The organism is Candidatus Nitrosotenuis uzonensis (genome assembly GCF_000723185.1).
GTDB classification, from domain to species: domain Archaea; phylum Thermoproteota; class Nitrososphaeria; order Nitrososphaerales; family Nitrosopumilaceae; genus Nitrosotenuis; species Nitrosotenuis uzonensis.
The window spans coordinates 274,124-295,287 of sequence record NZ_CBTY010000006.1; the positions used below are offsets into that span (position 1 = coordinate 274,124).

Consider the following 21,164-nt stretch of genomic DNA (forward strand, 5'->3'; position numbering starts at 1 on the left):
AGCAAGTTCGGGGTAAATGAGTGAGGAACAAGCACAACAACTTCTATACCAGATGCAAGTCTTGGAATCTTTTGCGGCAAATCTTGAACAAAAAGAACATGCAATAGTTACGTTTCTTCGAGAAGCAATGGCATCCATACAGTCGATTAAAGCAATTCAGAATCAGGAATCTGAATCTCTTGTGCCCGTTGGGCTCGGCACGTATGTCAAGGCCACGATTTTTGGAAATTCCAAAGTAATACAAGACATCGGAGCTGGAATTGCAGTTGAAAAAGACCCAGAGTCTGCGATAAACTATCTGGAAACTAGAATAAAGGAACTGCAAGTGGCACTCAATGATACATCTACTCAAAAACACGAAACGATGATGAGAATCGAACAACTAAAAGAAGAAATGAATAATTTCATTCAATCTGCAAATCCGTCACAACAATAGGCGAGATTAATGTTTGACAAATTACGTTCTGCATTCTCATCTGCTGTTAAGAGCTTCGGAGAAAAGGAACTAAAAGCAAGTGATATTGATGACATCCTATTTCAGCTTGAGATTGCGTTAATGGAATCTGATGTCGCTACGGAAGTTATTGAATCGATCAAATCTGATTTGAAAAAACAACTGGTGGGAACATCCGTTGACAAAAAAGAGATCGAAGGGTTTGTAAAAAATAGCCTTGTCAAGATAATATCTGATCTTTTCGACGCAGCAGGAACTATTGATATAATTGAAAAGATTCAATCTAAAAAAAATGCTGGAGAACCATGCGTTATCTTGTTTGTCGGAATTAACGGAACTGGAAAGACTACCACTCTTGCCAAGATTGCGTATCTTTTAAAAGAAAATAAATTTTCAATAGTGATTGCAGCAGCAGATACTTTCAGGGCCGGTGCAATAGAACAGATTACAGAGCATGCAAACAGATTGAATCTTAAAGTGATTGCTCAAAACTATGGTGCGGATCCTGCAGCAGTAGCAAGAGATGCAGTATTACATGCAAAATCACATAAAATTGATTGTGTTCTGATTGACACGGCGGGAAGGATGCAGACTAGTAGAAACCTGATGGACCAAATTGAGAAGATCACTAAAGTTGTAAAGCCTGATTTGAAGATCTTTGTAGGTGATTCACTTGCTGGAAACGATACTGTAAACCAAGCAAGAGAGTTCTATCAACATACAGAATTTGATGGTGCTATACTGACAAAAAGTGACGCGGATGCAAGGGGAGGAGCAGCTTTATCCGTTGTAAAGATAACATCAAAACCTGTTATTTATGTGGGCATGGGTCAAGAATATGCTGACATAAGACCATTTGATAAGAAACTGTTTCTTGAAACAGTATTTGGAGAAGGTTTGAGTATGGTACAACCAGAACCAAAACCAGAACCAAAACCAGAACCAAAACCAGAACCAAAACCAGAACCAAAACCAGAACCAAAACCAGAACCAAAACCAGAACCAAAACCAGAACCAAAACCAGAACCAAAACCAGAACCAAAACCAGAACCAAACAAAATCACTGATCCGTTCGAAGGCATCAAAGACGATGACATATCGAAATTTGCAGACCTGTATGATGTAGCTCCACCAGAAAACGATGAACAAGCATTCCTAATGGCTAGTAGAATACGAAAATGGATATCTGATGGACGTCCAAAACCTGAAGAGCAGAAGAAAAAAGAACATGATGAGACTGAACAGGAGAAAGTTAAAGAAGACAGGAAAGAAAAACCAAAGAAGAAAGGATTTTTCGGATGGATGAAAAAATGATCAAAACCAAAGATCTCTTAACACTTGGTGAACTTGACAGAAAACAAATCGTACAGATATTAGAACTTGCAATAAAGATGAAAAAGGATCTAAAAAAAGGCATAACAAAACCAGTTCTAAAAAATAAAACACTGGCCATGATATTCCAGAAACCCTCCACACGAACCAGAGTCAGCTTTGAGACTGGAATGTTCCAGCTTGGAGGTCACGCAATACATATGTCTGCACAAGATCTACAACTGTCGCGTGGTGAAACTATAGATGACACCGCTAAAACACTTTCAAGATATGTTGACATAATAATGGCACGAGTCTATGATCACTCTACAATAGTCTCGCTTGCCGAGTCTGCAAGCGTTCCAGTAATTAATGGCCTATCAAATTCTTTTCACCCGTGCCAGATCCTAGCAGATCTGATGACAATTAAGGAAAAGAAAAGACGCTTTAATGGACTCAAACTTGCATGGATTGGAGATGGGAATAACGTCTGTAATTCTATGATATATGGCTGCTCGCGTGTGGGCATCTCGATTTCAATCGCAACACCAAAAGGATTTGAGCCGAATTTACAAGTGGTAAAAGAATGCCGTAACCTCACTGAAATTAATTTGTTCCAGGATCCAAATATGGCAGTAAAAGACGCTGACATCATAGTTACAGATACATTTGTTTCAATACATGACAAACCTGGTCGACTTGAAAAATTCTACCCGAAATACCAAGTAAACTCGTCACTTATGGAGCGAGCCAAAAAAGACGCCATTTTCATGCATTGCCTACCTGCAAAAAGGGGTCAAGAAGTAACCTCATCCGTAATTGACGGATCGCAATCTGTTGTATGGGATGAAGCTGAGAATCGCCTTCATACTCAAAAAGCGCTGCTTGCACTGCTTACTTTCTAACGTTTATAAGAGCTGTTTCGAGATTTGTCCAATATCGCAATGGCATATTCGACGATACTCCGACGTTTACGTGAGGAAAAAACTAACTATAAGAAGCGTAAGCTAATGCTAATGAGCAGGCGTGATTTTGTAACCGTACAAATCTCAAACGAAAACACCTTGGTACAAATCCACAAGCCTGAATTTACTGGCGATAAAGTAATTGCATCTGCACACTCCAGATTCCTTATATCAAAAGGCTGGAAAGGTTCAAGAAAGAACGTACCTGCAGCATATCTGACAGGCTATTATGCCGGAAAAAAGGCACTCTCAAAAGGGGCCAAAGACGTGATCTTGTATAGTGGCACAAGAAAATACACACAGAGAATGGCAGCTGCATTAAGGGGTATCATAGATGCCGGCCTTGAGGTACCTGCAGACAAGGAAGCACTTCCAAATGATGCCAGAATTAATGGCGAGCATCTTAAAGTCAAAAACGATATTGCAAAAATAAAATCATCCATAGATGGTGAGGTCAAGTAAGTATGAGCCAAACATCACAGCAAAGACCACCACGAGAAAAACGTGCACCGCGAAGGGAAGAAGAACAGCCATGGGTTCCAAGAACAGAACTCGGCAAAAAAGTCGCAGCTGGAGTTATCACGTCAATGGACGAAATTTACGCTAATGGACTTAGAATTCAAGAAGCAGGGATCATCAAAAAACTTTTGCCAGATCTTAGAACAGAAGTAATTGATGTTGGAATGGTCCAGACCATGACACCAAACGGGCAGCGCACCAAATTCAAGGCAATGGTAGCTGCAGGAAATGAAAATGGCTACCTTGGAATCGGTCAAGGCAAATCAAAACAAATGAGAGTCGCAATCGAAAAAGCAACTACAAACGCATATCTTAACGTAAGTCCAGTAAAGCTGGGTTGTGGCAGCTGGGAATGCAGATGCGACCAATCCCACTCTGTGCCGTTCAAGGTGAGAGGAAAAGGAGGAAGCGTGGTCGTTGAAATCGTTCCTGCCCCAAGAGGCCTAGGACTTGTTGCAGGAGGAAAAATAAGAAATCTTCTCAAACTTGCAGGACTTAAGGATGCTTGGACAACGGCAAAAGGCTCAACTGCTACAATGAATTCAACATCAAAGGCTGTCTTAGAGTGCCTCAGACAGACATTCAGCCAAGGTTGATTGAAATGGCAAAAGCATACCTTGTAGTCAGAATGCACGGGCAAATCAATGTCCCTCATTGGGCTACCAACACTTTGGAACTACTCAAATTAGACAAAAAATTCAGAGCTACAATAGTTCCTGCCAAAGATAACACACTTGGCATGCTTAATAGAATAAAGCATTATGTTTCATGGCAGGAAGCTGATCTGAATATTACAAAAGAATTGTTTAACAAAAAAGCAAGAAAATCAGGATATAAAAAAATAACAGACGATGATCTAGTGCAGCTAGGCTTCAAATCAATTGACGAACTTGCTTCTTCAATAACTGAAGGAAAAACATCTATGAATAGGATTAAACCGATCAAACCTTGGTTTGCCCTCTCTCCACCAAAAAAAGGATTCAAACGAAGTACAAGAAAGACTTACGGGGAAGGCGGAATCTTGGGACAAAATAAAGAACTTGCAGAGCTTGTAAGGAGCATGATCTAGATGGCAACAAGACTGCGAAAAACAAGAAAATTCAGAGGGTCCAGAACGCATGGCTGGGGTCAGATAGGACAGCACAGAGCAAGCGGCCACAAAGGGGGTCTTGGAAAAGCAGGACTGCACAAGCACCTTTTCAGCACATTACTGAAGGACAACCCTGATCACTTCGGTCATGATTCCACTCATCCACCTCACCCGATTGTTACAAAGAAATGGGCAAGTCTTAGGGACCTAGATGACATCTTTGCCAAACACGGCAAACAAGAAGGCAGCAAAAAGGTATTAGATCTTGACGGCTTAGGATATGACAAACTTCTAGGAGGAGGACAAGTACAAGGTGCCTACTCCATCAAAGTCCAGCGATACACCGCTTCTGCAGAAGAAAAGATCAAAAAGGCAGGGGGAGAGGTGTTAGCTGTTGAGTGAGGGCACAGCGACAGGCTTTGTCAAAAAAGTCGTTGAAAAAGTAGAACCATATCTAGTACAAGTACCAAAACCGAAAAAGAAACTATCTTTGCAGACAAGACTGCTTTGGTGCGGACTTGCATTACTTATCTATCAGGTAATGGGCCAGACACCACTTTTCGGTGCAACCGCTCCTGAATTTGACTTTCTGGCCTTTGCAAGGGTGATTTTTGCATCCCAGCAGGGAACCCTAATAGAGCTTGGAATAGGACCAATAGTTACGGCTGGATTACTCATGCAACTCTTGAAGGGTTCTGAGATTCTCAAATTCGACTTTACAAAGCCTGACGAAAGAGGAGTCTTCCAGACTGCAACAAAACTTGTAACTTACATAGTGATTATAGTAGAATCAATAGTGTATGCTACCGCAGTATATGGACCAGGAGTAACAAACCCGACCGTACTGTACGTGATAATTGGACAGCTGATCTCGGCGTCCATCATAATCATGTTCCTTGATGAGCTGATTCAGAAAGGATGGGGGCTTGGAAGTGGAATCAGTCTTTTCATCATGGCAGGAGTTGCCCAGCAGATTCTCTGGAGCATATTCAGTCCGCTAATCGCAGGAGATGGCACGCCGATAGGTGTGGTGCCATTTGTAGCACACTCATTCATGCAGGGTGACATATCTGAGATATTCTTTAGGGCAAACCAGCTGCCTAGCATATTTGGTTTATGCATTACTGCGGGAATTCTGCTTATTCTAGTGTATACTCAATCAATCAAAGTCGAAATACCTATTGTATCTACAAAGTATAGGGGATTTGCCGCCACGTATCCAATCAAGCTAATGTACGTCTCAAACATCCCAGTAATTCTGGCGTCTGCACTTACTGCAAACGCAGTGTTCATAGGCCAGATGATGTGGGCCAACTTTAATCCGCGCAACGATAACATTTTGTTTAACATAATAGGCCAGTTTGATCTTACAAGTCCGTCAACGCCGATAGGCGGCATAATCTACTACATCACGCCTCCAAGAGGACTGGATCTAGCCGTACTTGATCCTACAAGGGCAGTAGTATACGTTCTTTTTATGATCGGAATAGTTGTTGTATTTGGAAGGTTATGGGTAGAGCTTGGCGGTCTGTCTCCAAAGAGCGCAGCAAAGAACCTGCTTGATGCAGATGTGCAAATTCCAGGATTTAGAAAGTCGAACCAGCCGGTCGAAGCATTACTCAACAAGTACATTCCATCAGTTACGATAATTGGATCTATGATACTAGGCGCATTGGCCGGTGTCTCAGACGTGCTTGGCGTATTCGGAAGTGGAATTGGAATATTGCTCATGGTCGATATTCTGATAAATTATTACCAACAACTGATTCGAGAACAGGTCGAAGTTGTCATGCCCCGCCTTGGTGCGTTACTTGGTAGAAAGTAAAAAAGTCGTCATAGTTGGGATTGCCGGCGTAGGCAAGACTACGCTGGTGGCAAAGATAGTAGAGATACTCAACTCCAAGAAAAAAAGCGTGAGTGTTCACAGCTTCGGTACAATAATGTTCGAAGAGGCAAAAAGAATGGGCATCAAAGATCGTGACGAACTAAGAAAACTTCCAGTGGAAAAACAAAAGGAACTACAAATGATGGCAGCAAAAACAATATCTGGATTTAACGATAACGTTGTAATCATCGACACGCATGCATTCATATCTACAAAAGAAGGATTCTACCCCGGTCTTCCATATCACGTGCTCGGGGAACTGAAGCCTGAAAATCTAATAACCGTGTCTGCAAGGCCCGAAGAGATCTACAATAGAAGGATGAAGGACTCGACAAGACACCGGGACATTATATCTATTGAGAATATAAAAAAAGAACTTGCTGTTCAGGACGCCATGCTGTCTAGCTGCGCTGTACTGACAGGCTCTCCAATGAAATCAGTACTGAACTCAGAGGGAAAGGTTGAAGAAGCAGCTAATGAGGTAATAAACGCAATAGGTCTTTGAAATGGAACCGGTAATAATATTGCATTTTTTGGAATCACTCTTGTTGCAGGGTGATTTTTTTGGGATACATAAAGGTCCGCTGGGAAGCGCAGACCCGATAGTAAAAGGTATGGTACCTTCCATGTTTGGAATAGTTGGATTTGCAGTGTTGTTGAACCTGTTTAATGCAGTGGTCAGACGCAAGCTGGTAGACCAAGAGAAACTCAAAAGAATAATGAAGGAAACCCGAGCTTGGCAGAAGGAGCGTATGGCTGCGTTTAGGGCAAAGGACATGGAAAAACAGGCAGAGCTTAACAAAAAATCCGCCTATATGACAAAACTCAATCAGGAAATGATGCAGATGAACATGAGGCCTATGATGATTACCTTCGTTCCACTGATTTTGATCTTCTATTTTGTACTACCACCGTTATTCTCGTACACAGTTGCAGTATCTCCAATCCCACTCAATGTAATCCCTGGAAACTACTTTGAGCTTACATGCACTGCCGAAAAAGTTGACGGACAGATATGCCAACATGTAAACGAGGTCTATTTTTGGGCTTGGTACTTTTTGTCCTCGATTGCGCTTAGCGGCATCATTATGAAGCTGACCAAGACATCGATGGATCTAACCTGAATTGCCAAAATCAATTATAGTTTCAGGCCCACCAGCCATCGGCAAGACTACTGTATCAAAAGGCCTTGCCAAAGAATTTGGAATGCAGAGCCTCAGTGGCGGCGACGTGCTCAAGGAACTGGCAAAGGAACAGGGATTTAAAACGGAAAGAGACGATTGGTGGGACACAAAAGACGGGATGAAGTTTCTTGACCAGAGAAAAGACAACTATGAATTTGACAGAAAAGTCGATGAGAGGCTAAAAGAAATATTCCTAAAGGGCAACGTAGTCATTACAAGCTACACACTTCCATGGCTTGTTAAAGGTGGTATCAAGATCTGGCTTGGAGGATCAAGGAAGATAAGTGCGGAACGGATGCAGACACGTGATAACATGTCTCATTCTGAGGCATTTGAGATTGTAAAAAAAAGATATGATGAGAACAAAATGCTCTACAAAAAACTATACGGATTTGACTTTGGAGACGACTTGTCGGTATTTGATATAGTGATAGACACGGATGGACTGGATGCAAAGACCGTGCTTAACATGGCAATTCAAAAGGCAAGGGCTCTGCTTTGACGCTGCCGCAACTGCAAAATCTCGTGGTAATTGATCAGGATCTGATCGATGAAAACCATGGGGTGTACTATGACAAAAGAACAGTCGAGGATCTCCTAAACTATGGTCTGATACTGCTTGACAAGCCACCAGGACCCACAAGTCATGAGACTGTGGCGTGGGCAAAACGAATACTAAAGATTCCAAAAATCGGCCACAGTGGAACCCTTGATCCGCAGGTCTCAGGAGTGCTTCCTCTGGGACTTGGTGAGGCGACAAAGGCGCTTGGAGTACTCCTGCTTGGACCAAAAGAATACTATGGTCTTGGAAGGCTTCACTCCCTTCCCAGCAAGGAAAAACTGTATGGAGTGCTGAACCAATTCAAAGGTGAGATATTTCAAAAGCCTCCGCAACGTTCGTCAGTTTTACGACAGACAAGAACAAGACACATTTACGAGCTTGAGGTTGTTGAACAAAAAGAGAGACTCTTGCTCTTGCGGGTGTTATGCGAGGCAGGAACATACATCAGAAAACTATTCTACGATATAGGTGAGATACTAGGACCTGGTGCCACTATGATAGAGCTTAGGCGCTCACGAGTCTACCAGTTTAATGAAAGCCAAAAGCTGATCACACTGCATGAGTTGGCCGACGCATACGCAGAATGGAAGGAAAAAGGAGATGATTCCAAGCTTCGTAAGATGATTCTTCCAATAGAATATGCTTTGACTGAAATAAAGTCTGTAGTAATACGCGATTCGGCAGTGGATGCTCTATGCCATGGAGCGCAGCTTGCAATTCCAGGAATACTGCAGATATCACCAAACCTATCAAAAGGAGACCTTGTTGGAATCTATACTCAGAAGGGAGAAGTTGTTGCACTGGCAGAATCCCTAATGTCGGAGGCTGAAATCAAGGACGCAACAAAAGGTTACGCATTCGTGACAAAAAGGATAATCATGGCACCTAACACATATCCAAAAAACTGGCGAACAAAACCAAAACAGAAAGACCAATAAAATGCTTCCAAAAGGACTTGTAATTGCGGTAGTTTCTGGCATGTTGGCATCCGGTGTACTAGGTGCATATTTTATCAAAATTGCATCAGAGCAGTACGAACTGGAGTTCGTGGAGGGACCATCTGTTTCAGTAATGGTGGAAAAACCTGACTACAAACTAGGCGAGACTGTAAGAATAACCATAATCAATTCTGGAACGGAAAAGATTGAGATTGCAAAGGATCTTCCTACAATACAAATAAGAGCATTGGATGGAACTGTGTTTTACTCTGAGTATCTTAGCCCTCTGATACTGGAACAAAAACAAGAACGCTTTTTTGATTGGAATCAGCGAAAAAGTGATGGCTCTCAAGTACTTGAAGGCAGGTACGTGGTTGATGTACTAGTATATGGTGAAGACAAACAAAAGCTCACTGATCGTCTGACAATTAACATACTCAAGTAGGAAAAATTTAAAACGAGTCTGCCAAATGTGAAGTTAGGTTGGCAAAAATCAAGGTAGGACTTGTCGGTATAGGTAACTGCTTTTCTGGACTTATTCAAGGAATAGAATACTATAGGCAGAATCCAAAGCAAAAGGTAATTGGTATAATGCACGAGAAAATCGGCAATTACTCTATTCATGACTTGGATTTTGTGGCAGGATTCGACGTGGGAATAAACAAGGTAGGCAAGACAATCAACGAGGCCATATATGAATACCCAAACATGGTGGATTGGATCCCAAAAAACAAAATGCCAAAGACAAAATCGCTAGTATATGAAAGCCCAGCGCTTGACGGTGTGGGAATCTGGGTCGAGAACAGAGTCAAACCACTCAAAAGCAAAAAGAGCTCAGAGCAACTTGCGCGTGAAATAAAAAAGACAATAGACAAGACCGGCGCTGAAATAATAGTATCGTATCTTCCAGTAGGATCTGAGAAAGCAACGCAGTTTTGGGCACAGATATGCCTTGACACAAACACTGCGTTTGTAAATTGCATTCCATCTTTTATTGCATCAAATAAAAAATGGGGAGATAAATTTGCACAAAAAAAGATTCCAGTAATAGGCGATGACATAAAAGGCCAGGTTGGCGCAACCATAGTTCATAGGACTCTGGCAAAGCTTTGCGATGATCGTGGAACGAAAATCGAGAAAACATATCAGATTAACGTTGGTGGAAACACCGACTTTCTCAACATGAAAGAGCAAGAGAGGCTAGTTAGCAAGAGGATTTCAAAAACTGAAAGCGTACAGAGCCAACTTTCTCAGAGACTTGCAGATGACCAAATCTATGTCGGACCGTCCGATTTTATCCCGTTCCTAGGCAACACAAAACTGATGTTCATGAGAATAGAGGGAAGACAATGGGCAAACATCCCGTACAATATGGAAGTGCGACTTGAGGTCGATGACAAGGCAAACTCTGCAGGAATAGTAATTGACGCTGCCCGTCTTGCAAAAATTGCGCTGGAAAGAAAGATTGGTGGCCCGGTAATACCTGCATGTGCATACCTAATGAAGCATCCGCCAAAACAGATGAGCGATCCGCAAGCAAAAGCAGAGCTTGAAAAATTCATCAAGGCATAATCTCTGCAGTGGAAAATCACTATTATATAATCAAATTTTGGATGAATCATGTCGCAAGACATATGCCGGGGTCGCCTAGCCTGGTAGGGCGCGCGCCTGGAATTTACAAAAACCATAAAGCGCGTACTCGCAAGGGTTCGAGAGTTCAAATCTCTCTCCCGGCGCCTTGATTTTTCTTAAAATCAACGAAACTGGTAGTGCTGGGCATCTTTTTATATTATAGTAAGCTATAGTACATTATAATGCATACGAGTATACAAGTTGAAAAAGAGATCAAGGCACGTCTTGACAAGCTCAAAAATCATCCTCGTGAGACCTACAACGACGTGCTTGCTAGACTCATAAAAATAGCCCAAGATGATGATGTGCTAAGTCCTGCAGTAATCAAAAACATCGAGGAAGGAATAGCGGACATAAAGGCAGGCCGTGTCTATAGCTCAGCCCAAGTAAAAAAGAAGCTGGGACTAAAGTAAGATGGAATGGCAGGTAGTATGGTCTGAGAAATCGGTAAAACAGTTAGAAAAAATCGACAAAAAAGACGCACAAAGAATCTATGATTGTGTTCTGGACTGTGCCAATGATCCGTTTAGGGTAGCAACTAGGTTGAGTGGTTCACCTTTTTTTATATTGCGCGTCGGGAGTTATCGAGTGATTTTAGACTTGCAACAAAACAATTTGGTTGTTTTTGTAATTCAAGTAGATCTTCGAAAAAGGATCTACAAATAAGCTTTAGTAGTTTTACACCCATGAGAGGCGGCATCAAACTGAATTAACAAATCTCTCTCCCGGCGCCTTGATTTTTTCAGGGTTTGGACATAAATTTTTGAAAATCTAAAAAAGCTTGTTGGGCTTTTAACTCATCAAGTTCAAATCCCATGCTGTATACTCAAAACAAGTAATTGAAGAGTCTATCTTCTATGATTTGCGAATTTTTGTATATTGCATTATCATCATGTTGTATTCACAAGCCATTAATGGTTCTGCCATCAAGAATAACTGTTGGCCAAGTTCAACATTGCAATTATTGGAGGGGGAATACTAGGTACTGCAATATCTTACTGGCTTTCAGCACTTTCTGACGTAAGAGTATGTGTACTAGAAAAAGAAATATCTGTAGCTGCACATGCAAGCGGTAGAAACACCGGTGTAGTGCATTCGCCGTTCTATCTTGATCCGCAAAAAAAGAAAAAGATCGCCGCAGCATCGTTGATATCGCATAGCATGTGGAAAAAGCTTGCATCCAACGGAAACATTCCGTGGAACGAATGTGGCACACTAGAAGTGGCACTTGATGAGGCACAACACAAATCACTTGAAAAATACGTACGATGGGGACAGCAAAACGGCATTCCAGACAGTGAGTTAAAACTGCTTGACGCAAGCGGAGTCTCTACAATGGAACCTAATGTAAAATGTCATTCAGGATTGTATTGCACCCGGGACGTTTCCACTGACTTTGGTGCACTTACATACGAATTATGCAAGATATCAGAAGATGCTGGAACCAAATTCGTATTCGGAAAGGCAGCAACAAAGATAACTGCATCCGCAGACAATGTAGTGATATCGCTTAGTGACCAATCAAACATAGAATGCGATTTTATGATAAATTGTGCTGGTGGGCATTCACTTGATATTGCAAAAAAGATCGGACTTGGCATAAGCTATACCGCATTGCACTTTCGAGGTGAGTATTGGGTGGCAGACAAGCAACACGCAAATCTTGTAAATACCAACGTCTATTCTGTGGCAAAATTCCCAAACTTTCCTTTTCTTGATCCACATTGGATAAAAAAGGCCAATGGGCAAACCGAGATCGGTCCTAATGCTGTACCTGTATCTGATGCGGAAGCCTACTCTGGCTACATTGGAAGTGTGCCAAAAACTCTCTCAAAACTAAAGGAGATCTTGAGTGGAAATGCCGCAAAATTACTTGTAAACCAAGAGTTTCTCTCACTTGTGTCAAAGGAATGGAGGAGCTCCCTTTCCAAGAGTGCGATGGTAAACAGAGTAAAAGAATTCATCCCTGCAATAAGCCCGTCACATTTTACAAAAAAGGGAACTGCTGGAATACGCAGCCCAATAGTTGCAAATGACGGCAAATTTGTATCGGAAATCCTAGAGCTTGAATCTGAAAACTCGTTACACATTATAAATTACAATTCGCCAGGAGCTACTGGCGCTCCTGCATATGCGGCATCACTTGTAGATAGGATGCAACAAAAAGGATTGATAAAGATCACATCTAAAAATACTATGTGGGATTACTCTAAGATAATTGAGAATATGCCGTAATCAAAATTCATATTGTTTGCCTGTTCTCAAAAAGTGATGTTGCCTGACAGATGCTCGATTAGGGAAGGGGGAAGACCATGCGTCAACCCACCTGAATTTGTCATGTCGATTCTCTCAAAGGACGGGGAATACATGATTGGTGTAACATGTGAGAATCACAAGAATGTGTTCTCAGATAAGATGCAAGTGTTGCAGGAGGAGGGCAAGCTTCCTCAAGGGCAGATCAACTTTACAGCGCTAAAGGCAGTCGGTACAGATTGCATCAAGGCACATCCTGATGATCTGATAAACATAGAGTGATTACACGACAGAGTAAACCATCTTTTTTCCTTCAAGACCGCGAACGAGATTGAGTACTGTTAGCTGTGCCATCTTGGCGCGTGTCTCTTCGGTTGAACTTCCTATATGGGGTGCAAGAACTATATTCTGCATTTTTGTGAGATTGTTTTTAACTCCAATCGGCTCGCATTCAAAAACATCCAATGCAGCCCCAGCAATCCTTTTCGATTTTAGTGCGGTGAGAAGATCGTATTCGTTTACTATTTTACCGCGTGCCGTGTTTATCAGAAATGAACTGCTTTTCATTTTTGCAAAAGTAACTTTGTTTATGAGGTGATGAGTTTGATGACTATATGGCACATGCACGGAAAGCACATCACTTTCTGCAACAAGCCTGCTCATGCTGACGTATTTTGCACCGTTTCTCTTCTCGGCACTTTTGGAAAGTGGCGTCCTGCTGTGATAGATCACATTCATTCCAAATGGCTTGACTCTTTTTGCTACCGCCCTACCTATCCTACCCATACCAAGTATCCCAAGCGTTTTTCCACAAAGATCGACGCCGACATAATCATGCGCACCAAATATGGTGCGCCATCTTCCTGCACGAATCAACCTGTCCCCTTCAGTTACGCGGCGCATTACATCAAGCATTAGTGCAACCGTAAGATCCGCAGTCGCATCTGTGAGAACATCTGGGGTGTAACCGATCGCAATCTTGCGTTCTTTTGCAGCCTGCAAGTCTATGTGGTCATATCCAACGCTGTACGTGCTGATTACTCTGAGATTCCTTGCTGCATCAAAAACATCCCTGTCTATTCTGTCATAAGGAAAGCATACTAGGCCTACCGCATCCGCAATCTTGCGTTGGAGCAGATTTTTTGGCATTGGTATTTTTCCTGAATGTATCTCAAGGCGATATTTTTTTTGAATCTCTTTGATTGCAAAGTCATGCAGTTTTCGTGTGAGTAGAACTTTTGGTTTAGCTTTCACTTTATGCAAGTATTTTATCAAATCTTTATATGATTTGTTGTCTGTACAGATGTGACAGCAGTTGAAAGACGAAGAAGAGTTTGCGCTGTGTGTTGAATGTGGCAACGCAATAGAAAAGTGTGTCTGTGTATGCCCATATTGCGGCGAACGCGACAAGTGCGAATGTGCATTGTTTGAGGCAGCAACGGGCGGATAAAATAGAATATTCTTAATAACAAACAAGGTGTAGAAACAAGGTGAGCACGGACATCAGCTGGTTGATTGGCGGCCCTCAGGGAAGCGGCGTGGAATCTGCAGCCAACATATTTTCTCGGGCATGCGCAGCTATGGGGTATAACATCTTTGGAAAAAGAGAATACTATTCTAACATAAAAGGTGAGCACAGCTACTTTGTGGTCCGGGTCTCGGACAGGGAAGTAAGATCAAGTGTAAATGATGTTTCGGTTATGGTCGCATTCGATGCAGAGACGATATTTAGACACTATGATGAAATTGCAAAGGACGGCGCGATAATATACGATTCTGATATTGCCCAAGTAAAGATAGACGAGGTACATACCATAGATGCACCGTATAAGGCAAGACTGCTAAAACAGCTTGAACTCAACAACAAAAAGCCGATCGTCTCAGAACTGCTTGAAATTGCAAAGGACAAGGGCGTGAAGATTTACACGGTTTCATTTAAGACAATACTTGCAAACCTTGCAGATGAAATGAACAACCCACGACTGAAGGGAATGGTGAGAATGTACAACGTACTTGCAGTCTCATTTTCACTGGGATTACTAAAGATGCCACCGCAGACAATTCTGGAATCAATTGATATGATATTTGCAAAAAAGAAAGCAATAGCTGACATCAACAAGAGCGCCGCAACGTATGCTTACAATTATGCATCTGTCAAGTTTACAGACTGTGCACAACTGCTCAAGCCTGTACAAAAGCAAAGTGACATGATTTTGGTGCAGGGATATCAAGGAACTGCACTCGGCAAGATGGCATGCGGCTGCCGGTTCCAATCATACTACCCCATAACGCCTGCGTCAGATGAGAGCGTATTCCTCGAGTCAAACGAAATACTGGAGGTCAAGGACAACAGGCCCGGCTCCACACTTGTAATCCAAACTGAGGATGAGATATCAGCTATGGGCATGATGATAGGCAGCGCATTGACTGGAACAAGATCCTCTACTAGTACATCAGGTCCTGGGTTTTCTCTTATGGCAGAAGCCCTTGGATGGGCAGGAATCAATGAGGTGCCGATAGTTATCACTTTATACCAAAGAAGTGGACCATCTACAGGACTTCCTACAAGGCACGGGCAGGATGATCTGCTGTTTGCAATCAACGCAGGGCACGGCGAATTTCCAAGAATTGTTTATGCGTCAGGCGATGTTGAGGAGAGCTTTTACGATACTGCACGGTGCTTTAACTATGCTGACATGTACCAGCTTCCGGTAATACACATGATGGACAAATTCCTTGCAAGCTCCGTTCTTACATGCAAAAAATTTGATACAAACAAGATCACCATAAACCGCGGCAAGCTATTGGAAAAAATAGACAATGGAGATTACAGAAGATTCGAGCTTACCGACGATAACATCTCCCCAAGATCCAAACTGGGCCTTGAGAACGGAATATTCTGGAACACTGGCGATGAAAGCGACGAGAAAGGACACATCACGGAGGATCCAGTATTGAGAGTTCAGATGATGGACAAGCGTCTTGCAAAGCTCTCACACATTCTAAAGACTGTGCCTGATGAGGAGCAGGCAGTCTCGTTTGGAACCGCGGAGACATGTATAGTAAGCTGGGGCTCACCAAAGGGGCCGATTCTGGACGCACTTGAAATGCTACAAAAGGAGAACATCAAGATAGGATTCATTCAGATAAAGCTGATACACCCATTCCCGGTCCAATACATGAAATTCCTGCTCAAAGACGTCAAGACGATAATTGACATAGAGGCAAACCAGACAGGCCAGCTAGGCCAGGTGCTAAAGCAGAATCTTGAGAGGGGACCAGACTATTACATCCTAAAATATACTGGACGGGCCATGACCTCAACTGAGATATACGATTCACTAAAAAACATAATAGAAAAGAAGGCGCAAGAAAGGCAGGTACTCACACATGGAGCTTAATCTGGGCGATTACAAGACTGACGTGCACAACGACTGGTGCCCTGGCTGTGTGCTTCCTGACACCATGATACACTGCAATCCGTCAGTAAAGCAAATCCAGCAAGTCAGCGTGGGCGAGAGAGTGCTAGGAAGGGACGGATTCTACCACAAGGTTAGCGAGGTAATGGCACACATTCATCGTGGCAAGGTGTTCAAGATAATGACAAAGTTTTTTGGCCCTACGTATCTTACCGACGAGCATCCAGTGCTGATTGTAAGACGTGAGCATCCAAAACTGCACAACAAAAACTTTGACGCGATATGGACTAGGGCTGACCAAATAAAAGAAAAAGACTATCTTGTTTACCCAATACAAAAGGAAGAATTAGATAGAGAATACATCCAGGTTGACTACAAACTAAAAGACACGCTCAGCAAACTTTCAGATAAAATTCCGCTAAATGATGATGTTTTAAGAATGTTTGGTTACTATATTGCAGAAGGATACGTGCATGGCAGATCTGTATGTTTCACCTTTAATTCAAGAGAGCTGGAATTTCTAAATGATGTAGAAAATACAATGCTGCAGGTTTTTGGACTGAGAGGAACAAGAAAAACAAAACGAAACGCAACCACAATAGCATTCCACTGTGCACCGTTAGGAAGGGTCTTTCTTGAATGGTTCGGCCAGAAGGCACTTGATAAAAAAATCCCCCATTTTGCAATGCTGCTTCCAGCAGAAAAGCAGAAGAGCCTGATAAAGGGTATGTGGCGCGGAGATGGTTGGATAAGCACAAAGCAGCTTCGAGGCAACTTCAAGACTGTATCAAAAATCCTTTCCGAACAACTCAAAACATTATTGTTGCGGCAAGGAGTGGTGCCTACTATCTCTGTCAACAAAAAATATGGCATTCATAAAGAATCTTATTCGATTCAGGTTGTCAATGACCGTGATTTTGCAATATTATGTAAGATAATCGATGAAAAACTCGAACAAAAACTGCATACTGGCAAGCCCACTTCTTCCATCATCACACCTGATTACATGCTTATCCCTGTCAGAAAAATCGAGAGTTTTGACTATGACGGACCTGTCTATAATCTAGAGGTAGACGATGTTAACTCGTATGTAAGCGAGAATGCCATTTTGCATAACTGCGGAGATTTTGGCATTGTAAATGCAATACAAATGTCGCTCTCAGAAATGCAGATTCCACGTCACAAGGCTGCAATATTCTCAGGAATCGGCTGCTCTGGGAAAACATCGCATTTTATCAACGTCTATGGTGTGCACACGCTGCATGGAAGGGTCCTAACATTTGCACAGGGCGCCAAGCTTGCAAATCCTGACATGGAAATAATAGCGGTGGGAGGAGACGGAGACGGATTGGGAATTGGGGCAGGACACTTTGTGGCAGCAGGGCGTAGAAATCTTGACATGACATACATCATATTCAACAACGGAGTATACGGGTTAACAAAAGGCCAAGCGTCGCCTACACTTAAGCTTGGCGAAAAAACAAAATCACTCCCAGCACCAAACACAAACTATAACGTAAATCCTATAGGCCTTGCAATAGCCAGCGGGTTTACTTTTGTTGCAAGAGGATATGCGTACGACGTGCGACACCTAAAGGATCTGATAGTTGCTGCAGTGCAACACAAGGGGCTTGCATTCCTTGACGTGCTGCAGCCATGCCCTACATATAATGATATTAACACAAGGGACTGGTATGCCGGAATGGACAGAGTCGATGAGGTGACAAAAAAACCACAACCGCGAACGTATCACCTTGAGGATACCGGCTATGATCCGGTGGTCCACTATGGCTCTGAAACCGAGCTTAACGAAAAACTCGCACAGGCACTAATAAAATCGCTAGAATGGGACACAAAGATTCCGACCGGAATATTCTACAAAAACGAGGTGATAAGCCAGTATGATAAGAGAATCATGGACAAAATTCCAAACTATCTTGAAAACTATCCTGCAATACAGACAATATCTGCAAACGGCAGGCCTACTACGGACATTTCTCCCATATTGGACTCGCTTTCAATATGAGGTGATCTGGTGACGGAAAACACACAAACCGATGCAAAGTCAGAATATCTATCAATATGCGATATCTGGAAGGACAGTGTACACAAAATAATAACAAAGGCAGAGTTCCAGACTCCGCTTTACATCCAGGCCTATACACAGGTCCATGCAGAATTCCTGCATTCCATCGATAACATTTATGGCACTTGTTATATGTGGCAAAAACAGTATTTTGACAAGCTTGGAATAGACAAGAATGCAATCGATGCGTATGCCAAACTGTACGAAAATCTCACAGAATATGTAATAAAGTCGATGGACGCATATGCCGAATATCAAAAATATCGTGCTGATGTGGCAATCGAGGCCATGAAATCTGGCAATATCTATGTGCGCCAATGCCTCGATATGTACGCCAAAATGATCTCGTTGTGGAACGCGAGCCTCAAAAAATGATTTACCCACAAATGCTTATGGAAAATTAATTTAACCTCGACCTACAAGGTGTAAACTATAATTGAATTTGACTGAAGCAAACAAGATATTTAGAAAATCTATAATCAAAGGCTATTTTGAGCCAAACCTCCTCAATCTGGACTTTAGCAAATCTAACATAAAGCATCCAACCATACCTGACGATGGCCTGATGCAGTCAAATCTGCTGCACATATTTTTTGATATTGAGACGGGAGCTGACTATCCTGACGGCGATGAGTGGTTCATCGCCGAATTCCTGTTTCCTTACAGCATCAAAATACCTGACAGCGTAAAGGGGCCTGATTATTTTACCACCTTGTCACTTGAAGGAGGGAGCAACTATTGGCACCACCGCGAGCTCATACGCTTCAAGTACGGCAAATCAAAAAAACTCATAGAGTCATTGGATTTTTTGGAAACTAAATATCGCGAGCTACACTCACTTCTAGAACCACTTGAAAAAGACATCAAATGACAGGCTTCCAGACGTTGTTTACAAGGTTGAATTTTTTCTCGCTTGCAAATAATGTGTGAAGCTTCCATTTTCTTGTCTCGACATCGAAAATGTAGATGACTTTTGATACCTGATGTGGTATGTTAACCGAGCTGAGCTGGAACGGCAGAAGCTCACTTACAAAGTCAAGCTTCTCAAGAGCATTATCAAACCAACTGCGATCATCCACATCAAGAACAAACCCGATGACGGGAATGCCATTAAAACTAATTTCAATTTTAAGTGCGTTTCCCCTACCGCGACGCCTCTTCATCTCCTTGAAGATCGCCTTTACCTTGTCCCATCTTCGATGCTCAAACCATTTGAAGAATTCTTCGTTAAACTCTAGTGGCACTGAAATGTATAGAGTGCTGACAAATCCTGGTTCAGGTTCTGCAAGCTCGTGCTGCTGTACCCTGAAACGCTCACCGAATATCTCATAGATTACCTCGCTCTCCCAGGGCGAGATTCCAAAATATTGCATGGATGCTTCTAGAAATTCACCACTCAATGTCTTTTTGCCTTGAAAATTATAATTAAAGTTTCAAGCCAAAATCAGATCGTGTTCAGGTATTTCCACAGGTAAAACAGGCCCACCGTACCGATGACAAAAATCATGGGTTTCCAGGCAAAAACCGGTATGCTCGGAGTTGTCAGCTTTATCTTGTAGTTGTCAAACACTGTATGGACGTAGTTTTTGACCTTGTCGCTCCAGACACTGTATTCTATTTGGTGTTTTCTCAAAAGGCTCTCTACCTCGTAAATTACTGGTGTTCTCTGGCAGAAAAGATGCTGCAGATAATCTCTTGAGACCTCAACTTCTGCTTGTATTGCGACAAATCCTTTTTTGATATCAAACATCCTCAGATGCATTTCCCAGGGTTTTTTGAGCTTCAATGAGAGGCCATCCCCTATCTGGCGCTCCTGTTTGTGCTCGAACTTGACCTTGGTAAAGCCCTCTATGGCAAGTATCCTTAGAATTTCTTCGGCGCTTTTTTTGACAATCACCGTGAGTTGTTCTACTCCCTTCTCATCAATATCGACTGTCTGCCTCTGACCGTTTTCCAAGGATATCGTTTTTGGATACTTTGTAAGATATTCCTGAACCAACGCTGTCATTTCTTAAAATCTGTTATTTAAAGCAATTACGTGATGAGAATCTACGAGCTGCTCTGGAACCCTCGCACGTACACACACATCTCCGAGGGAACAATCATCTCTTCTGGGCTTATTCTCCTATCAGTTAGGCTTGCACCGGAGTCTCTTACTATTGCAATTGGAGTTGATTCTGCACCTTCGCCCATCCTGTGATTTGCAATCGATGCCAGATTGTCTGCAGTTGCCTTCAGGGTTACCTTGAGGGGATTTCCGTCAAGGTCTATCTGGCCGCGCATGTCCTGCACCGGTTCAAAGCCAGCGCAAGCAATCGCAATTCCAGTTGTCCCCGACCTTGCTGGCATCAGCCTACTGTCAACTATGATGATGCCTGTATGAATTCCCATCTCCAAGTAAAGTCTTCTTTTAAGGTTCTCTGCTACCTTGTATGATTCATCCGGATACAAAATCACCTTGCCGCTCTTGACGTTCGACTTGTCAATGCCAGCATTTGGCGCAAGCACTCCGTCATATGATGCCAGAATGAAACCTGATACTCCACCAAATATCATATCTGATTCACGTAGAATTATTTCTGCAAACTTGGAAGCCATCTTGTACTTGCGAGATAGACTTTCAGCATCCGCTGACGGTACGGTGTCTGCTAGATTCAGGATGCGGCCCTGAGAGTTGGCAACGTATTTGCTCGATATTACAATAATATCGCCGTCTACAATCTTGTCTTTGAGCAGGTCAATTACATCATGGTATAGGTCAAACGGCCCGTCCTTTCTTGATGCCTTTACCGGGATGACACTTAGCATGACATGACTGTGGACATCGTACTTTTAATTGTCTCCAAAGCTTTTAATCCGAATTCAA

The 21,164-nt window shown here is 42.5% G+C and carries 27 protein-coding genes, 1 tRNA gene and 1 pseudogene; 25 read left to right on the plus strand and 4 right to left on the minus strand.

From position 1 onward, the window contains the following. Nucleotides 1–16: 16 nt before the first annotated feature. The 19 genes from pfdA (at nucleotide 17) to NITUZ_RS02240 (ending at nucleotide 13,075) form a co-directional block, all read left to right on the plus strand. Nucleotides 17–436: a prefoldin subunit alpha gene (pfdA, locus tag NITUZ_RS02150; protein WP_048194720.1), complete on the plus strand. Its 420-nt coding sequence runs from the start codon at nucleotides 17–19 to the stop codon at nucleotides 434–436. Nucleotides 437–445: 9 nt separating this feature from the next. Further along, nucleotides 446–1,768 (plus strand): signal recognition particle-docking protein FtsY, encoded by a 1,323-nt coding sequence (gene ftsY / locus NITUZ_RS02155; RefSeq protein WP_048194726.1) that lies wholly within the window; start codon nucleotides 446–448, stop codon nucleotides 1,766–1,768. After that, nucleotides 1,765–2,670, plus strand: coding sequence for an ornithine carbamoyltransferase (gene argF / locus NITUZ_RS02160; protein WP_048194727.1), 906 nt, complete (start codon nucleotides 1,765–1,767; stop codon nucleotides 2,668–2,670). Before ftsY ends, argF begins: the two co-directional genes overlap by 4 nt. Nucleotides 2,671–2,694: 24 nt before the next feature. Next, nucleotides 2,695–3,192 carry a 50S ribosomal protein L18 gene (locus NITUZ_RS02165; RefSeq protein ID WP_244443788.1) on the plus strand — a complete coding sequence of 166 codons (498 nt, stop codon included), beginning with the start codon at nucleotides 2,695–2,697 and terminating at the stop codon, nucleotides 3,190–3,192. Nucleotides 3,193–3,194: 2 nt separating this feature from the next. Beyond that, on the plus strand, nucleotides 3,195–3,845 hold the full coding sequence (locus NITUZ_RS02170; protein WP_048194731.1) for a 30S ribosomal protein S5: 651 nt from the start codon (nucleotides 3,195–3,197) through the stop codon (nucleotides 3,843–3,845). Nucleotides 3,846–3,850: 5 nt separating this feature from the next. Continuing rightward, nucleotides 3,851–4,318 (plus strand): 50S ribosomal protein L30, encoded by a 468-nt coding sequence (locus NITUZ_RS02175; protein ID WP_048194957.1) that lies wholly within the window; start codon nucleotides 3,851–3,853, stop codon nucleotides 4,316–4,318. Beyond that, a complete protein-coding gene (locus tag NITUZ_RS02180; protein WP_048194734.1) occupies nucleotides 4,319–4,741 on the plus strand; it encodes an uL15 family ribosomal protein in 423 nt (140 codons plus the stop codon). After that, nucleotides 4,734–6,164, plus strand: coding sequence for a preprotein translocase subunit SecY (gene secY, locus NITUZ_RS02185; protein ID WP_048194736.1), 1,431 nt, complete (start codon nucleotides 4,734–4,736; stop codon nucleotides 6,162–6,164). The genes NITUZ_RS02180 and secY overlap by 8 nt, the downstream gene beginning before the upstream one ends. Beyond that, nucleotides 6,151–6,729, plus strand: coding sequence for an adenylate kinase (locus NITUZ_RS02190; protein ID WP_048194739.1), 579 nt, complete (start codon nucleotides 6,151–6,153; stop codon nucleotides 6,727–6,729). Before secY ends, NITUZ_RS02190 begins: the two co-directional genes overlap by 14 nt. A 1-nt stretch (nucleotide 6,730) precedes the next feature. After that, the gene (locus tag NITUZ_RS02195; RefSeq protein ID WP_048194741.1) at nucleotides 6,731–7,348 is read left to right on the plus strand and encodes an EMC3/TMCO1 family protein; all 618 of its coding nucleotides are present in this window, start codon (nucleotides 6,731–6,733) and stop codon (nucleotides 7,346–7,348) included. 1 nt (nucleotide 7,349) lies between these two features. Next, nucleotides 7,350–7,910: a (d)CMP kinase gene (gene cmk / locus NITUZ_RS02200; RefSeq protein WP_048194743.1), complete on the plus strand. Its 561-nt coding sequence runs from the start codon at nucleotides 7,350–7,352 to the stop codon at nucleotides 7,908–7,910. Then, nucleotides 7,907–8,908 (plus strand): RNA-guided pseudouridylation complex pseudouridine synthase subunit Cbf5, encoded by a 1,002-nt coding sequence (locus NITUZ_RS02205; RefSeq protein WP_048194746.1) that lies wholly within the window; start codon nucleotides 7,907–7,909, stop codon nucleotides 8,906–8,908. Before cmk ends, NITUZ_RS02205 begins: the two co-directional genes overlap by 4 nt. Before the next feature lies 1 nt (nucleotide 8,909). Next, a complete protein-coding gene (locus NITUZ_RS02210) occupies nucleotides 8,910–9,353 on the plus strand; it encodes a hypothetical protein (RefSeq protein ID WP_048194748.1) in 444 nt (147 codons plus the stop codon). A 38-nt stretch (nucleotides 9,354–9,391) separates the two neighbouring features. Continuing rightward, nucleotides 9,392–10,480, plus strand: a complete 1,089-nt coding sequence (locus tag NITUZ_RS02215; RefSeq protein ID WP_048194751.1) for an inositol-3-phosphate synthase — start codon at nucleotides 9,392–9,394, stop codon at nucleotides 10,478–10,480. 64 nt (nucleotides 10,481–10,544) lie between these two features. Then, nucleotides 10,545–10,644: transfer RNA gene (locus tag NITUZ_RS02220), tRNA-Ser, on the plus strand. A 78-nt stretch (nucleotides 10,645–10,722) separates the two neighbouring features. Beyond that, nucleotides 10,723–10,953, plus strand: a complete 231-nt coding sequence (locus tag NITUZ_RS02225; RefSeq protein ID WP_048194753.1) for a DUF7557 family protein — start codon at nucleotides 10,723–10,725, stop codon at nucleotides 10,951–10,953. A gap of 1 nt (nucleotide 10,954) precedes the next feature. After that, nucleotides 10,955–11,206: a type II toxin-antitoxin system RelE family toxin gene (locus NITUZ_RS10385; protein WP_048194756.1), complete on the plus strand. Its 252-nt coding sequence runs from the start codon at nucleotides 10,955–10,957 to the stop codon at nucleotides 11,204–11,206. A gap of 273 nt (nucleotides 11,207–11,479) precedes the next feature. Then, nucleotides 11,480–12,775, plus strand: coding sequence for an NAD(P)/FAD-dependent oxidoreductase (locus NITUZ_RS02235; protein ID WP_048194758.1), 1,296 nt, complete (start codon nucleotides 11,480–11,482; stop codon nucleotides 12,773–12,775). 36 nt (nucleotides 12,776–12,811) lie between these two features. Next, a complete protein-coding gene (locus NITUZ_RS02240) occupies nucleotides 12,812–13,075 on the plus strand; it encodes a hypothetical protein (protein WP_048194958.1) in 264 nt (87 codons plus the stop codon). Here NITUZ_RS02240 and NITUZ_RS02245 read toward each other — a convergent pair whose 3' ends face one another. Continuing rightward, nucleotides 13,076–14,047 (minus strand): 2-hydroxyacid dehydrogenase, encoded by a 972-nt coding sequence (locus tag NITUZ_RS02245; RefSeq protein ID WP_048194960.1) that lies wholly within the window; start codon nucleotides 14,045–14,047, stop codon nucleotides 13,076–13,078. It abuts the gene before it with no gap. Nucleotides 14,048–14,108: 61 nt separating this feature from the next. Between NITUZ_RS02245 and NITUZ_RS10335 the strand changes: the two genes are divergently transcribed. The 6 genes and pseudogenes from NITUZ_RS10335 to NITUZ_RS02265 all read left to right on the plus strand — a co-directional run bounded on the left by NITUZ_RS10335 (nucleotide 14,109) and on the right by NITUZ_RS02265 (nucleotide 19,169). After that, nucleotides 14,109–14,243: a hypothetical protein gene (locus tag NITUZ_RS10335; RefSeq protein ID WP_255569370.1), complete on the plus strand. Its 135-nt coding sequence runs from the start codon at nucleotides 14,109–14,111 to the stop codon at nucleotides 14,241–14,243. Nucleotides 14,244–14,283: 40 nt separating this feature from the next. Further along, nucleotides 14,284–16,194 (plus strand): 2-oxoacid:ferredoxin oxidoreductase subunit alpha, encoded by a 1,911-nt coding sequence (locus tag NITUZ_RS02250; RefSeq protein ID WP_048194760.1) that lies wholly within the window; start codon nucleotides 14,284–14,286, stop codon nucleotides 16,192–16,194. Between the two features lie 64 nt (nucleotides 16,195–16,258). Next, nucleotides 16,259–17,317, plus strand: a pseudogene (locus NITUZ_RS10255) (LAGLIDADG family homing endonuclease); the annotation flags it as partial. Continuing rightward, on the plus strand, nucleotides 17,318–18,238 hold the full coding sequence (locus NITUZ_RS10260) for a thiamine pyrophosphate-dependent enzyme (protein WP_048194962.1): 921 nt from the start codon (nucleotides 17,318–17,320) through the stop codon (nucleotides 18,236–18,238). It abuts the pseudogene before it with no gap. Nucleotides 18,239–18,247: 9 nt separating this feature from the next. Further along, nucleotides 18,248–18,673 carry a hypothetical protein gene (locus NITUZ_RS09610; RefSeq protein ID WP_052370035.1) on the plus strand — a complete coding sequence of 142 codons (426 nt, stop codon included), beginning with the start codon at nucleotides 18,248–18,250 and terminating at the stop codon, nucleotides 18,671–18,673. A gap of 61 nt (nucleotides 18,674–18,734) precedes the next feature. Further along, on the plus strand, nucleotides 18,735–19,169 hold the full coding sequence (locus NITUZ_RS02265; RefSeq protein WP_048194762.1) for a hypothetical protein: 435 nt from the start codon (nucleotides 18,735–18,737) through the stop codon (nucleotides 19,167–19,169). Here NITUZ_RS02265 and NITUZ_RS02270 read toward each other — a convergent pair. The 3 genes from NITUZ_RS02270 to NITUZ_RS02280 are packed head-to-tail and all read right to left on the minus strand — an operon-like array spanning nucleotide 19,162 to nucleotide 21,106. Further along, nucleotides 19,162–19,698, minus strand: coding sequence for a hypothetical protein (locus tag NITUZ_RS02270; RefSeq protein WP_239654837.1), 537 nt, complete (start codon nucleotides 19,696–19,698; stop codon nucleotides 19,162–19,164). The two genes, NITUZ_RS02265 and NITUZ_RS02270, sit on opposite strands and share 8 nt — an antisense overlap. Nucleotides 19,699–19,742: 44 nt before the next feature. After that, on the minus strand, nucleotides 19,743–20,306 hold the full coding sequence (locus tag NITUZ_RS02275) for a hypothetical protein (RefSeq protein ID WP_048194764.1): 564 nt from the start codon (nucleotides 20,304–20,306) through the stop codon (nucleotides 19,743–19,745). A gap of 41 nt (nucleotides 20,307–20,347) precedes the next feature. Then, entirely contained in the window at nucleotides 20,348–21,106 is a 759-nt protein-coding gene (locus tag NITUZ_RS02280; RefSeq protein WP_048194766.1) for a coenzyme F420-0:L-glutamate ligase, read from the minus strand. Nucleotides 21,107–21,164 lie beyond the last annotated feature (58 nt).

What these genes read in the sequence shown, in the direction of transcription:
- pfdA (WP_048194720.1), top strand. Translation starts at nt 17, where the DNA reads ATGAGTGAGGAACAAGCACAACAACTTCTATACCAGATGCAAGTCTTG.
- ftsY (WP_048194726.1), top strand. Translation starts at nt 446, where the DNA reads ATGTTTGACAAATTACGTTCTGCATTCTCATCTGCTGTTAAGAGCTTC.
- argF (WP_048194727.1), top strand. Translation starts at nt 1,765, where the DNA reads ATGATCAAAACCAAAGATCTCTTAACACTTGGTGAACTTGACAGAAAA.
- NITUZ_RS02170 (WP_048194731.1), top strand. Translation starts at nt 3,195, where the DNA reads ATGAGCCAAACATCACAGCAAAGACCACCACGAGAAAAACGTGCACCG.
- NITUZ_RS02175 (WP_048194957.1), top strand. Translation starts at nt 3,851, where the DNA reads ATGGCAAAAGCATACCTTGTAGTCAGAATGCACGGGCAAATCAATGTC.
- NITUZ_RS02180 (WP_048194734.1), top strand. Translation starts at nt 4,319, where the DNA reads ATGGCAACAAGACTGCGAAAAACAAGAAAATTCAGAGGGTCCAGAACG.
- NITUZ_RS02195 (WP_048194741.1), top strand. Translation starts at nt 6,731, where the DNA reads ATGGAACCGGTAATAATATTGCATTTTTTGGAATCACTCTTGTTGCAG.
- NITUZ_RS02210 (WP_048194748.1), top strand. Translation starts at nt 8,910, where the DNA reads ATGCTTCCAAAAGGACTTGTAATTGCGGTAGTTTCTGGCATGTTGGCA.
- NITUZ_RS02225 (WP_048194753.1), top strand. Translation starts at nt 10,723, where the DNA reads ATGCATACGAGTATACAAGTTGAAAAAGAGATCAAGGCACGTCTTGAC.
- NITUZ_RS10385 (WP_048194756.1), top strand. Translation starts at nt 10,955, where the DNA reads ATGGAATGGCAGGTAGTATGGTCTGAGAAATCGGTAAAACAGTTAGAA.
- NITUZ_RS02240 (WP_048194958.1), top strand. Translation starts at nt 12,812, where the DNA reads ATGTTGCCTGACAGATGCTCGATTAGGGAAGGGGGAAGACCATGCGTC.
- NITUZ_RS02275 (WP_048194764.1), bottom strand. Translation starts at nt 20,306, where the DNA reads ATGACAGCGTTGGTTCAGGAATATCTTACAAAGTATCCAAAAACGATA.
- NITUZ_RS02280 (WP_048194766.1), bottom strand. Translation starts at nt 21,106, where the DNA reads ATGCTAAGTGTCATCCCGGTAAAGGCATCAAGAAAGGACGGGCCGTTT.